The organism is Leuconostoc fallax KCTC 3537, assembly GCF_000165675.1.
GTDB classification, from domain to species: Bacteria; Bacillota; Bacilli; order Lactobacillales; family Lactobacillaceae; genus Leuconostoc_B; species Leuconostoc_B fallax.
Window position 1 is genome coordinate 14,187 of record NZ_AEIZ01000017.1, and the last position, 12,845, is coordinate 27,031.

General features: G+C 37.4%; 9 protein-coding genes, 1 tRNA gene and 4 pseudogenes. 12 read left to right on the forward strand and 2 right to left on the reverse strand.

Annotated elements, in window-relative coordinates; all coding sequences use genetic code 11:
* The first annotated feature begins 11 nt into the window (after window positions 1–11).
* The 11 genes and pseudogenes from gatB to LEUFL_RS11680 all read left to right on the forward strand — a co-directional run bounded on the left by gatB (window position 12) and on the right by LEUFL_RS11680 (window position 10,699).
* Complete coding sequence (gene gatB / locus LEUFL_RS0105455; RefSeq protein ID WP_010008020.1) at window positions 12–1,445, forward strand: Asp-tRNA(Asn)/Glu-tRNA(Gln) amidotransferase subunit GatB; 1,434 nt, start codon at window positions 12–14, stop codon at window positions 1,443–1,445.
* A 68-nt stretch (window positions 1,446–1,513) separates the two neighbouring features.
* Window positions 1,514–2,509, forward strand: coding sequence for a diacylglycerol kinase family lipid kinase (locus LEUFL_RS0105460; protein ID WP_010008022.1), 996 nt, complete (start codon window positions 1,514–1,516; stop codon window positions 2,507–2,509).
* Between the two features lie 77 nt (window positions 2,510–2,586).
* Complete coding sequence (rlmD, locus tag LEUFL_RS0105465) at window positions 2,587–3,984, forward strand: 23S rRNA (uracil(1939)-C(5))-methyltransferase RlmD (protein WP_010008024.1); 1,398 nt, start codon at window positions 2,587–2,589, stop codon at window positions 3,982–3,984.
* A 79-nt stretch (window positions 3,985–4,063) separates the two neighbouring features.
* A tRNA-Glu gene (locus LEUFL_RS0105470) sits at window positions 4,064–4,135 on the forward strand.
* A gap of 102 nt (window positions 4,136–4,237) precedes the next feature.
* Window positions 4,238–4,840, forward strand: coding sequence for a glycosyltransferase family protein (locus LEUFL_RS11670; RefSeq protein WP_141557416.1), 603 nt, complete (start codon window positions 4,238–4,240; stop codon window positions 4,838–4,840).
* Window positions 4,841–5,063: 223 nt separating this feature from the next.
* Window positions 5,064–5,689, forward strand: a pseudogene (locus LEUFL_RS13210) (glycosyltransferase).
* 8 nt (window positions 5,690–5,697) lie between these two features.
* Window positions 5,698–6,540: a hypothetical protein gene (locus LEUFL_RS09975; RefSeq protein ID WP_050792582.1), complete on the forward strand. Its 843-nt coding sequence runs from the start codon at window positions 5,698–5,700 to the stop codon at window positions 6,538–6,540.
* 15 nt (window positions 6,541–6,555) lie between these two features.
* A complete protein-coding gene (locus LEUFL_RS0105485; protein WP_010008028.1) occupies window positions 6,556–7,380 on the forward strand; it encodes a Cof-type HAD-IIB family hydrolase in 825 nt (274 codons plus the stop codon).
* A gap of 104 nt (window positions 7,381–7,484) precedes the next feature.
* Entirely contained in the window at window positions 7,485–8,423 is a 939-nt protein-coding gene (rbsK, locus tag LEUFL_RS0105490) for a ribokinase (protein ID WP_010008029.1), read from the forward strand.
* Window positions 8,401–9,807, forward strand: a complete 1,407-nt coding sequence (locus tag LEUFL_RS0105495) for an RsmB/NOP family class I SAM-dependent RNA methyltransferase (RefSeq protein WP_010008030.1) — start codon at window positions 8,401–8,403, stop codon at window positions 9,805–9,807. Before rbsK ends, LEUFL_RS0105495 begins: the two co-directional genes overlap by 23 nt.
* Before the next feature lie 55 nt (window positions 9,808–9,862).
* Window positions 9,863–10,699, forward strand: a pseudogene (locus LEUFL_RS11680) (DUF368 domain-containing protein).
* Window positions 10,700–10,724: 25 nt separating this feature from the next.
* On the opposite strand, the pseudogene LEUFL_RS11685 reads toward LEUFL_RS11680, so the two are convergent.
* Window positions 10,725–11,403, reverse strand: a pseudogene (locus tag LEUFL_RS11685) (hydrolase).
* A 197-nt stretch (window positions 11,404–11,600) separates the two neighbouring features.
* On the opposite strand from LEUFL_RS11685, the gene LEUFL_RS0105510 reads away from it, so the two are divergent.
* Window positions 11,601–12,047: a universal stress protein gene (locus LEUFL_RS0105510; RefSeq protein WP_010008036.1), complete on the forward strand. Its 447-nt coding sequence runs from the start codon at window positions 11,601–11,603 to the stop codon at window positions 12,045–12,047.
* Window positions 12,048–12,078: 31 nt separating this feature from the next.
* On the opposite strand, the pseudogene LEUFL_RS11690 reads toward LEUFL_RS0105510, so the two are convergent.
* Window positions 12,079–12,845 (reverse strand): annotated as a pseudogene (locus LEUFL_RS11690) (peptidylprolyl isomerase).

Genomic DNA, 12,845 nt, shown 5'->3' on the forward strand with positions numbered 1-12,845 from the left:
GTCCACACAACATGTCTAACTTTGAAACAACTATTGGTCTTGAAGTCCACGTTGAGATGAAGACTAATTCTAAATTATTGTCACCCTCACCGGTACATTTTGGTTCTGAACCTAACGAAAATGCTAATGCGATTGATTTTGGTTATCCCGGAGTTTTGCCAGTCGCCAACAAAGGTGCTATTGAATTTGGTATGCGGGTTGCTATGGCCTTGCATGCTGATATTACACCATTTATTCGTTGGGATCGTAAAAACTATTTCTATCCTGATAACCCAAAAGCCTATCAAACAACACAATCTCAGACACCTATTGGTACGAATGGATATATTGATATTACGCTAGATGATGGTACAGTAAAACGTATTGGTATTACTGAAATGCACGTTGAAGAAGATGCGGGTAAGAATACTCATGGCACTGATGGTTATTCTTATGTCGACTTAAACCGTCAGGGTACGCCATTGATTGAAATTGTTTCTGAACCAGATTTATCTTCTCCAGAAGAAGCCAAAGCTTATCTAGAACAATTACGTAAGGTTGTTCAATTTACCGGTGTATCTGATGTTAAGATGCAAGAAGGTCAAATGCGTGCAGATGTCAATGTATCGTTACGTCCGTATGGATCTGATACTTATGGTACTAAAGTAGAAATGAAGAACATCAACTCATTTAACTATGTCTATAACGCATTGGCATTTGAAGAAAAACGCCAAGCACGTGTGTTGATGAGTGGTGGTACGATTCGTCAAGAGACACGTCGTTATGACGAACCAACAAAATCAACAATTTTGATGCGTGTTAAGGAAGGTGCTGATGATTATCGTTACTTCCCAGAACCCGATTTGGCACCAATTGCAATTAGCCAAGATTGGATTGCTGAAGTGGCTCAATCATTGCCAGAATCGGCTAATGATCGTCGTCAGCGTTATGTTTCTGAATTAGGTATTGAACAATATGATGCAGATGTTTTGACACAAACAATGGAAATGGCTGATTTTTATGATCAAGCTGTGACGAGTGGTGGAGAACCTAAGCGTGTTGCTAATTACTTGATTGGCGATGTGAATGCCTATTTGAATAAGAACCAAGTTGAACTACCAGATACACAATTAACACCAGAGCATCTTGCCGGCATGGTTAAGTTAATTGAAGATGGTACCATTTCAACCAAGCAAGCTAAGAAAGTATTTGAAGCTATCATGGTTGGTGAAGATCCTGCAGAATATGCACATCAACATGGCCTTGTGCAATTAAGTGATCCCGCACAATTAACACCAATTATCAATGAGATTTTGGATAATAACCCACAGTCTATTGAAGATTTTAAGGGTGGAAAAGATCGCGCTGTTGGTTTCTTGATTGGTCAAATTATGAAAGCAACTAAGGGGCAAGCCAATCCTGGTGTTGTCAATAAAATATTGATGCAAGCTTTAAATGAGCGATAAGTATTAATTTTAAAAACCAACCAGAACAGACTATCTGGTTGGTGTACATAAACAATGGGAGTAACGTTATGAAACGAGCACGAATTATCTATAATCCAACAGCGGGACGCGAAGCAATTAAGCGTGAAATGTTAGATATTTTGGCTGTCTACGAATCAGCTGGTTACGAAACCAGCACTTTTGCGACAACACCGGAGCCAATGTCGGCTGCTAAAGAAGCAGAGCGTGCGGCAAAGGCAGGTTTTGATTTGATTGTGGCGGCTGGTGGTGATGGCACGATTAATGAGGTGGTGAATGGTTTGGCACCTTTGAATGAGCGACCATTGTTGGCTGTTATTCCAGCAGGTACGACGAATGACTATGCACGAGCTTTAAAGTTGCCGCGAGATGAACCTTTGGAATCAGCTAAAGTGATTTTAAAGAAAGAAACGATTCACATGGATATTGGTAAGATTACTAAAGATAATCAAGAAAAATATTTCATGAATATCGCGGCACTAGGTACCATTAGTGAAGTAACTTATGCAGTGCCTTCTTTGATGAAGTCGTTGTATGGTTATTTAGCATATTTAGTTAAAGGTGCTGAATTATTAACACGAATTAAACCAGTTAATGTTAAAGTTGAATATGATGATGGTGAGTATTCAGGCAAAACATCTATGATTTTCTTAGCTTTAACGAATTCTGTTGGTGGTTTCGAATCGATTGTACCTGATGCCAAGTTGGATGACGGTTATTTCACACTGCTCATTGTTAAGGAATCCAATTTAGCGCAAATATTGACTATTGTCGCTAAAATGATTAACGGTGGCAAGCATATTGACGATCCACAGTTAATTTATAAGAAAACGAATCAAGTCAAGATTACGCCACTTACTAATGATCAGATGAAAGTTAATATTGATGGTGAATATGGTGGTGATGCACCTATGGCTTTTACAGATATGCCACGGCATATTGAATTAGTTGCTAATTTGAGTGCAATGTCGCGTTTGCCTGAACCTGACAGAGATAGTGAGGTAGAACGTCATTTAGCCGAAGAGGCCAAAAAGTTTGAAAAGTAAGTGATCAGTTACTGGCAAGTAATTTGTTAGTAACTATTTTTAATTAAGTAAAGAATATTAAGGTGAAGGATAAGTATATGGCAAAAATAAATCGAGTAATGAAGGCAAAAGGCGGTGCACCCGTCAAAAAGAATGAAACAATTGAAGCAACAGTTATAGATATCACTTATCAAGGAATGGGCGTTGTTAAAATAGATCAATACCCTGTCTTTGTACCTGATGCCTTACCTGGAGAATTAATACAGGTTGGTATCACCAAAGTACTGAAGAGCTATGCTTTTGGCCGACTTGTAAAACGTCTAAAGGCATCCCCCGATCGTGTTGAAAATAAAAATAAAGCTTTGATTACCAGTGGTATCGCACCATTAGTGAATTTGAAATATTCAGCACAGTTGTTGTTCAAGCAAAATCAAGTACAACAATTGTTTAAAAAAATGAATATCGACGTCACTGTTGCACCAACTATCGGTATGGAGAATCCCACAGCATATCGTAATAAAGCACAAGTGCCTGTCCAAGAAATTAATGGTCAGTTAGAGACTGGCTTTTATCGTCGTGGTTCTCATAAGCTAGTACCGACGAATCATTTTTACATTCAAGATCCTAAAATTGATGAAGCAGTAAGCATTGTTCGGGACGTATTAAGAGAACTTAAAATTTCTGCTTATGATGAAGATACTAAAAAAGGTACCATACGACATATTATGGTGCGCCGAGGTTATTATTCACATGAATTGATGGTTGTTATTATTACTCATACGGCAAAGTTGCTGGGTAGTGATATTATTATTAAAAAATTACGTGAACAGTTACCGGAACTTAAAAGTCTTATTCACAATGTTAATAATAAAATGACAAATGTTATTATGGGTGAAGACAATCGCGTGATGTGGGGAGAAGACCACATTCACGATCAGTTACTTGATTTAGATTTTGTGATTGGACCGAATTCTTTTTACCAAGTGAATCCGCAGACAACATCCGTACTGTACCAGCTAGCAGCTGATAAAGCACAGTTAAAGCCTCAAGATGTTGTGGTAGATGCTTATTCAGGTATTGGTACAATTACTTTGTCTATTGCGAACCGTGTTAAAAAAGTTTATGGTGTTGAAATAGTACAGCAAGCAGTAGTAGATGCGCAACTAAATGCCAAAAATAATCAAATTAGTAATGTATCATTTATTGCCAAAGATGCACCAGAACAAATGGCACAGTGGGCGGCAGAAGGTTTAAAACCTGATGTTGTATTTGTTGATCCACCACGCAAAGGGTTGACAGAAGACCTTATTGAAGCCATTAGTAATATGGATACAAAAACTTTTGTTTACATTAGTTGTAATCCTGCTACTTTAGCACGAGATGCGGCTCAAATCATAGCTGCTGGATATCACATTGATGGAGATATTCAGCCATTGGATCAGTTCCCACAAACAACGCATGTTGAAACTGTCGCTGTTTTCAGAAAAAATCATTAATTTCAAAAAAGTATTGACGAGCCCGTATATTCTTGGTATTCTAATATAGTTATTTGATACGAACAACGTAATTGACCATGGCTCGTTGGTCAAGTGGCTAAGACGCTGCCCTTTCACGGCGGAATCGAGAGTTCGATTCTCTCACGAGCTACTAAAAAAGCTGGAACTTCGGTTCCAGCTTTTTTGTTTGTTTTTATAGTAAAATAGTAAGTATAAAGACATAGTCAATTTGAGGAAAATGCATGTATTTTTTGTGAATAAAGGAATTCATCAGTTAAATAGCGGTGTTGAATACGCACAGTTTTACCGTGCAGATATCTTTAATCAGCAACAATGGCCTTTTAAATTTATCTTGACAGACTTTTTGCCGAATTTAGATAAAAGTATCCAACAGATGCAGTTAAAGAATCGAGAAATAATCAATTTATATGAATATTTTTTGAGTGAGGATCCAGTAACATATTTGAAAAAAGGTTTAACTGTATCTCAGGCATTTGACCAAAAAGACTATTATGATGATCAGCAACATCTTAAATTATCTGTCATTCATAATACCAGGCACTATACGACGACACTTTATTATCACTACCGTATTGATCATGATACAGGAAAGGTAGTTCATGATATTGATCGTGTCATTTTAACCAATGGGACACATCGCTTGATGTGGCATTATCAAGTGAATAGGGTATCTGGACGGCACGCAACAAGTTTTCGGTTATTTGACTTTGAAGACCAGAATTACTGGTTTCAAAATTTCGAAGGGCTATTATCATTTTTTATCAAAAGGTTAATGAAACTTTTTCAAATGGGCATTATATCATTGATCGTGGTGTGGATAATCAAGAAGCACTGATTCGATTGAAAGCAGCAGGTGCTATGATTACCATAACCCAAGTGATACATGCACAACATTTTTTGGTATAAAGCAACAACAATTGCTATTTAATCAGCACTATCAATACTTATTTGACCATGCTAAAATGTTTGACCATATTATTACGGCGACAATGGGTCAGACACAACAGGTTATAGAAAATCTGCAAACCATTGGTCTTGATCATGAGCAAACAAAAGCAATGGTCAAAACGATTCCTGCTGGCTATGCCAGAGCGATTAAGACACCACGAAAGGTTCATCAGAATGTCTTTCAATTTGTGACAGCTTCAAGATTACATCCAGAAAAGCATATTGATCATATTATTTACGCCATTCAGCAATTGAAGCAGAACAATTACTCGGTAGCTTTGACAATTTATGGTGATGGTGATGACAATCAGAGGTTAAAAAATTAATCTTAAAACTAAATCTTTCAGATACGGTACATTTAATGCCAACGACGCATCATTTTTTAATTGTTTTGAATGAATATGATGCATTGGTATCGGCATCTTATTCAGAAGGCTTTGGGTTAACTTATTTGGAAGCACTCAGTCAGGGTTTACCTGTGGTCAGTTATGCGAATACATATGGTGCTCAGCATTTGATTAAAGATGGTGTGAATGGCTATTTAGCTAATGTCATCTTTTCTAATCAGTCATCTGATATTCAACAAAATATTCAAAACTTAGTACAGGCTATGGTTAAAGTAATGGTATCAAATAACTATCCGAAGCTATCTGTTGGTGCAATCCAAACAGCACAACAGTATTCAAGCAATCGTGTAACACAAAAATGGGCTGAATTGATGGGGGTAGGCGATTGAGGATAGAATTGATTAAAGATTTGACGCAATGCCATTTGGATAGTGTTCAGTGGCAAATCCAGCGCATAAAAGATGGCAAAAGTGATGAATTGTGGTTTTTAACACCGCATGAAGATGCAACATATTTAGTTGAACAGATGGGTTTACCACCAGAAAAAGTTTATGATGTTTATGCACAACAGTATTTACAAACCTATCAACCATATCAGGGGATGTGGTGGTCACAATTAAACGTACCAAATGATGCGCAATTGGTGATTCAGAGCAATCTAACGAAGCAAATCATCAGTCAAGGTCATGTTGTGGCTCAGATGAGATGGTTTATGGCCAGTAACCGACGCATTCAGTCAGTTACTTGGTTAGATCAAGATGAACAAATCGATTATCAAGATGTTTATCAGCGAAATGGTCAATTATTTGCCCGGCAATATTTTAGCGAAGGGGCTGTTCTATCTAGTGATTTTTATTTTGGCCAATCGGATGTAGTACTACGACAAATGTACGATCAAGGGCAAGCAAATCTTGTTATAAGAGATGATAATATCTTTAATCAACGACAAGATTATCTTAGGCAAATGTTAACAGATCGAATAGCAAGCCATCAGGTGAATATGACGCAGATTGAATTAGCACAGTATTTACCAGAAAATGCAGACACCCAACTCACGTTGATAAATAGCATACTCGATCATCAAGGTAATGTGAATCGCCAATTATTGTATTTTTTGAATGATTACGCAGTGAATCTTCAATCGATTCGCCTTAATCCGTATGATTATGAGATAATTAAAAGTGAAAATATTTTGCAATCAGCGATGTATGACAAAATAATTATTGATGAACACAATTAAAGGTATGGAGTAAATATGATTAAGTTAATCGCAACTGATTTAGATGCAACGTTTTTAAGAGCTGATAAAACTTTTAACGAAGACTTATTAAGCACTGTATTAACTAAGTTAAAGACATTTGATGGCTATTTTGTTGTGGCAACAGGTAACCATGTGCAACGTGTTGCAACCTATTTTGCTAACTTTTCAGGACAGTATCAACTTATCGCAAATAATGGTGCGGAAGTGGTATTAGACGGTATTATCCAGAATGTTAAAAGTCTGCCAGAACACAGTTTAAGTGTTATTTTAAGCTTAGTTGAGCAACTCAAAACCGCGCCACAGATGGGGCTTGTTTATACAGCAGCTGATCGATCGTTCATGCTGGCATCACAAGCACCAGAGGATCCAGCAATTGTCAAAAAGGCCAATGACTTTTTTGAAAATTTGATTGTGGTAGATCGTATTGAGCAAATTGATGTGCCAGTATTAAAAGCAACAGTTGTTGTTCAACCTGAAGAAACACCAGAATTTATGCAGGCCGTACGACTGATGTTACCCCATCAAGTACATGTGACGACGTCTGGGTATGGTGCTATCGATATTGTTAATATTGATGTTAATAAAGCAAATGCTTTACAATATCTTGCTAACAAGCTATCCATTGAACCAGATGAAATTATGGCTTTTGGGGATGGCCTAAATGACATGGAGATGCTCGATTTTGTAGGCCATCCTTATGCAATGCCAAATAGTGATCCTGCATTATTTGATCACGACTTTAATGTTGCAGTTAGTGATAACGAACATGATGGTGTATTGAATACCATTTTAGAAGTATTAAATACACAAAAAGAATAGGCATAATGCCTGTTTTTATTTGTACATAATATAAGCTTACGTATCCAGTTTTATTTCGAAACATGATATGATAGTAAGGTTAATAATCAATTTGGATGGACGCTATGCTTAAGAATATCGTTGTACTCGGCAGCTTAAATGTCGATAACATTTTAAAAATGCCAAGAATGCCATTTGAAGGCGAAACAATGGCACTACAAGATGTCACCACCGCGCCAGGTGGCAAGGGCGCCAATCAAGCAGTTGCAGCTGCTCGACAGGGCGCCAATGTCTTTTTTGTTGGTGCCGTTGGAAATGACACAAATGGTCAATTTATGAAGACAACCTTGCTGACAAATGGGGTGAATGTTGATCAAGTGGCGGTTAAAAGTGATGTGCCTACTGGCTCTGCTTATATTATGTTGCAAGAAAACGGTGCAAATACTATTATGATTCATGGTGGTGCCAACCAGGCCCTGACACTGGATCACGTTGAAGCAGCACGAGATATTATTGCAAAAGCTGATATTTTAGTTGCACAATTTGAAGTACCTTTGGCGGTGATTACAGCGGCTTTTGCTATGGCTAAAGCCTATAATGTTCAAACAATTTTAAATCCCGCACCAGCAGTATACAGTATCACACCAGAATTAGCTGCATTAACTGACGTGATTGTACCAAATGAAACGGAAGCGCAATTACTTTCTGGTATCAAAGTAATACCAGATGAGGGCGTCTTAAACCGCGTTGCTGATAAACTATTAGCGACTGGCGTACCACGTGTGATTATCACACTAGGTGGTGCTGGATCGTTTGTTGCGGAAGGAACGAAACGCTGGTTTGTTGATCCTGTAAAAGTATTAGCACAAGATACAACTGCGGCAGGAGATACGTTTATTGGTACACTAGCTAATGTATTAAATAAAGATTTTACAAATATTGATGCATCAGTAACTCGGGCAACGTATGCGAGTGCTTTAGCTGTAACACGTGCAGGGGCAATACCATCGATTCCGACTTATGAAGAGGTAGATAATTTTAATGACACTGCCACAAAGCTATAAAAATAAATATGAACGCTTATTAGGTGATGAAGCAACAGCTTTTTTTGCGAGCTTCACACATTCAACACAGAAGGCTTATCGTGTTAATCCTTTAAAAAATCAAACACAATTGTATACCACACCAGATAATGGTCAGGTACCGTATGGTAAATGGGGACATTTTGGGTCTGTTTCAGGACGCAGCGTTGACCATACTAATGGTGTCGTTTATTCTCAGGAACCTTCGGCGCAATTTGTCGGTGAGGTTGTGCAACCTCAGCCAGGCGAAAAAGTTCTGGACTTATCTGCTGCACCGGGTGGTAAATCGACTCATTTAGCAGCTTTTATGCAACAAGATGGTTTATTGTGGACCAATGAAATATTTCTCAACAGAGCTAAAATATTGAATGAAAATATCGAGAGAATGGGTATTTACAACAGTATTGTTAGTTCGCAAAAGCCTGAAGAATTGAGTGCGAAATTACCACAATTTTTTGATAAAATTTTAATTGATGCGCCTTGTTCTGGTGAAGGCATGTTTAGAAAAGATCCCGATGCGATAAGCTATTGGTCTGAAAGTTATCCAGCAGAATGCGCACAAAGACAGCGTGATATTTTGGCTGAAGCAGTTAAAATGTTGAAGCCAGGTGGCGAACTTGTTTATTCCACATGTACTTTTGCACCAGAAGAAGATGAACAGATGATTGCTTGGCTATTATCGGAATATCCTGATTTCAGTGTTGTGCCGATTGAGAAAGTTAATGGCATAGCTGATGGCCGTCCAGAATGGGCAGATAGTCAGTATGTTTCAGGAATTTCTGACCATAGCCAAACAACGCATATGACTGAATTAAAAGGGACCGCACGATTATGGCCACACCTTTTAGAGGGTGAGGGACATTTTGTTGCTAAATTAAAGTTGTCAACAGATACAGTGACGAGTGATGCCAACGTTACAACAATACAATCATCCAGTTTAACGGCACAACAACGTGACTTATTGACAGCATTTATTAAAGACACGCTGATTGATTTTGAGTTAGCTGAAGATAGGCTTATTTTATTTGGTGACCATGTTTACCTAGCACCCACTGGGGCGCCTAGTATTAAAGGCATGCGTATTTTACGTGTTGGACTAGAGCTAGGTAGCTTTAAGACAAAGCGTTTTGAGCCTGCTCATGCGCTTGCATTGGCTTTAGCACCACATCAGTTCCAACAGTATTATGAAATGAATGATGCGCAGTGGCGCCAATTTGTTCATGGAGATGTTTTGAATGTCGAAGGGGATTTCAAAAAGGGATGGGTTCTCATGACAATGAATGGGAATGGTGCTGGATTTGGTAAGTATGTTAATGGGCAAATTAAAAACTTTTATCCTAAGGGATTACGTTTTGCTATTAAATAGTACGCAATCAATACATATGATGTAGCAGTATGTCATATAAGTAAGGTAGGACAAAATGAGACAAAAAGTAGTTAAAAATTGGTTAATTCGATTTATTAAAGGTGTTTTTATCGCATTGGGTTTTATTTTTACCAGGAGTCTCTGGTGGCGTTTTAGCAGCAATCTTAGGATTATACGAAAGAATGTTGAATTTTTTGGCTCATTTCCGCCAAAATTTTAAGCATGATTTTCGTTTCTTCTTACCGGTTGGCTTAGGTGGTATTGTCGGTATTATTTTACTAAGTAGCCCCTTAGAATATTTATTAACCCATTATAAAGCAATGGTTTTGTGGGGATTTGCGGGCGCTATTGTTGGTACATTACCCACTATGTTTAAAGATAGTGGGCGTGATGGTCGGAAAAAGAGCGATTGGCTTTGGTTGATTGGAACGGCTATCGGTAGTGGCTTATTTTTATACAATATGACACATTTGTTCGGACAATTACCCGTTAATTTTTTTCGTGGATGTTAGCAGGTGGGCTTATTGCACTAGGTGTTATTGTGCCAGGATTAAGTCCATCTAACTTATTGTTATATTTGGGATTATTCAATCCAATGCTCAATGGGTTCAAGCGAGCAGACTTAGGCGTATTTATTCCCATTGCTATTGGTGGTATCTTGACCATGGCCTTCTTTTCAAAAATTATGAGTTTCTTATATCAGCGTTTCTTTTCTAAAGTATCACATTTTATTTTAGGTATTGTCGTAGCATCAACTGTGCTTATTGTATTACCACCAATTGCTGATTATAGTGGCTTTGACTTTTTGGCAATTATCATCAGTATTGTATTATTTATTTTAGGTATCGTATTGGGTAAATGGATGAGTAATTTGGAAAATAAATACAAATAAAAAGCTACCTTAGAAAGGTAGCTTTTTATTGATGAGGTAACTCTTTTTTACGGTAACTCTCCATTTTTTCTTTAAATAATTGTCCGTTAGTAGGTGGTGTATAAGTGATTGCATTAGCACCAGCAGCAATAGTGCTCGTTATATCTTCATCTGTCGGTCCACCAGTTGCAATAATTGGTAAATCAGGATAGATATTTCGAAAATGTTGAACGGTTTCGGCTGTCTTTTTGCCTGCACTAATATTGATAATAGCGATACCTGCTTTTAACTTATCTTCAATTGGTGTATAAATAGATGTTACAGTGCTAACAATGGGGATATCAACTGTTGTATCCACTTGGCGAATAGTTTCCAGTGGGGTGGGTGCGTTCATGACAACCCCAATAGATCCCTGTGATTCAGCAAATAAGCTCATAAATGCTGATCGAGAACCATTAGTTAAGCCACCGCCGACCCCGGAAAAGACAGGAATATCAGCTGCTTCGATAATACTTTTAGTAATAGCGGGATGTGGTGTGAAAGGATAAACGGCAATAACAGCATCTGCATCAGTATTACGAATGATAGCGATGTCTGTGGTAAATATAATAGATCGTATTTTTTACCAAAAATTTTAATGCCACTGGCTTGTCTGATGACCGGAGGGACTTTAACAATGTCTTTTTTAACTCTGTTGTAATTTCAGGAATATTCTGTGTAGACATAATTACTTCTCCTTCTCGATATAAATACTCACTTTGCTTTTGATTTTTAGTATACTGCAAGTATAGGGAAAATTGATAAATAAACACTTCTATAAACATTTTTTCACAAATTAGTGTAATTTTTATGGAAACGCTTTCAAATTTGCTTTCAAAGTTGTAGAATAGAATTAAATAAGAGATACAGGTAGGAGAATATTATGACAGTTTATAAGAATGTTTTAGTTGCTATTGATGGTTCAGATATCTCGAATAAAGTAATTGAGGTTGCACATAATTTTGCCCCTGAAGCACATATTGATATTCTAACAGTTGTGGACACAACTGGCGGTGGCTACTTTGGTACGATTGTTATGAATAGCGATATTATCTATCAGCTGGAGCAAGAAGCTGAGGAGTACATTAATAAGGCCTACAAGTATGCTAAAGCTTTGGGTCATGAAGATGTTGACATTCATATTCGTTTTGGTTCTCCTAAACAAGTTATTTCTCGGGGATTCATTAAAGATCATCACAATGATTTAATTGTTGTGGGTGAAACTGGTATGAATCGGATGCAGCGTGCCATGTCCGGTACAGTACCTGCCTTTGTCACGAAGACATCTGAGATAGATGTTTTAGTTGCAAGAACGCTTGATAGAGATTAATAAAAAGACATGCTGCTAAGAGCATGTCTTTTTATTTTGCTTCCTGTAAAATATCTATATTTGTCACTTTAACTGGATTGATTGGTTGGGATTGTTCTTTTTGCTGATTATTTTTGTTTTAGCATTAGCAATTTTATCTACAATATCCATACCACTTATCACTTGACCAAAAACTGTATATTGACCATCAAGGCTAGGATAACCACCATGCTTGTAGGCATCAATAATCTTTTTTGGATAATTATTAGTATCTAACTTACTGGATTGATCATCACCATTTTGAACAATGAAAAATTGGCTACCATTTGTATCAGTACCCGCGTTAGCCATTGAAAGTGCACCACGAATATTATATAAAGATGTGGATATCTCATTTTTAAAGCCATTGCCACTATCTATTTTACTATTCTTATTCTTCCAAATTGATTCACCGCCCGAACCATCGCCTTTAGGATCGCCACCTTGAATCATAAAGTCTTTTATAACACGATGAAATGTCGTGTTGTTATAATAACCTTGTTTGGCATGTGTTAAGAAATTTTCAACGGCAAGTGGTGCGTAGTGATTGAACAGCTTAATTTTGATATTACCAGAACTTGTCTTAATGAGTACTAGACTTTCATTTTTAGCAATAGTATTAGAAAGCTGTGGTAGGGTGAGTTGATCGAGTTGCTTTTTGGTTTTCTTTTGTGTACTTTCGGTAGCAGTTTGTTGTGGTTGGCGAGTCCACAACACAGCAACGGCGATGATGATCAGTAAGACGATACCCATACTAATTTGTGGTAAATATTTTTTCAT

What these genes read in the sequence shown, in the direction of transcription:
- gatB (WP_010008020.1), top strand. Translation starts at nt 12, where the DNA reads ATGTCTAACTTTGAAACAACTATTGGTCTTGAAGTCCACGTTGAGATG.
- LEUFL_RS0105460 (WP_010008022.1), top strand. Translation starts at nt 1,514, where the DNA reads ATGAAACGAGCACGAATTATCTATAATCCAACAGCGGGACGCGAAGCA.
- rlmD (WP_010008024.1), top strand. Translation starts at nt 2,587, where the DNA reads ATGGCAAAAATAAATCGAGTAATGAAGGCAAAAGGCGGTGCACCCGTC.
- LEUFL_RS0105485 (WP_010008028.1), top strand. Translation starts at nt 6,556, where the DNA reads ATGATTAAGTTAATCGCAACTGATTTAGATGCAACGTTTTTAAGAGCT.
- rbsK (WP_010008029.1), top strand. Translation starts at nt 7,485, where the DNA reads ATGCTTAAGAATATCGTTGTACTCGGCAGCTTAAATGTCGATAACATT.
- LEUFL_RS0105495 (WP_010008030.1), top strand. Translation starts at nt 8,401, where the DNA reads ATGACACTGCCACAAAGCTATAAAAATAAATATGAACGCTTATTAGGT.
- LEUFL_RS0105510 (WP_010008036.1), top strand. Translation starts at nt 11,601, where the DNA reads ATGACAGTTTATAAGAATGTTTTAGTTGCTATTGATGGTTCAGATATC.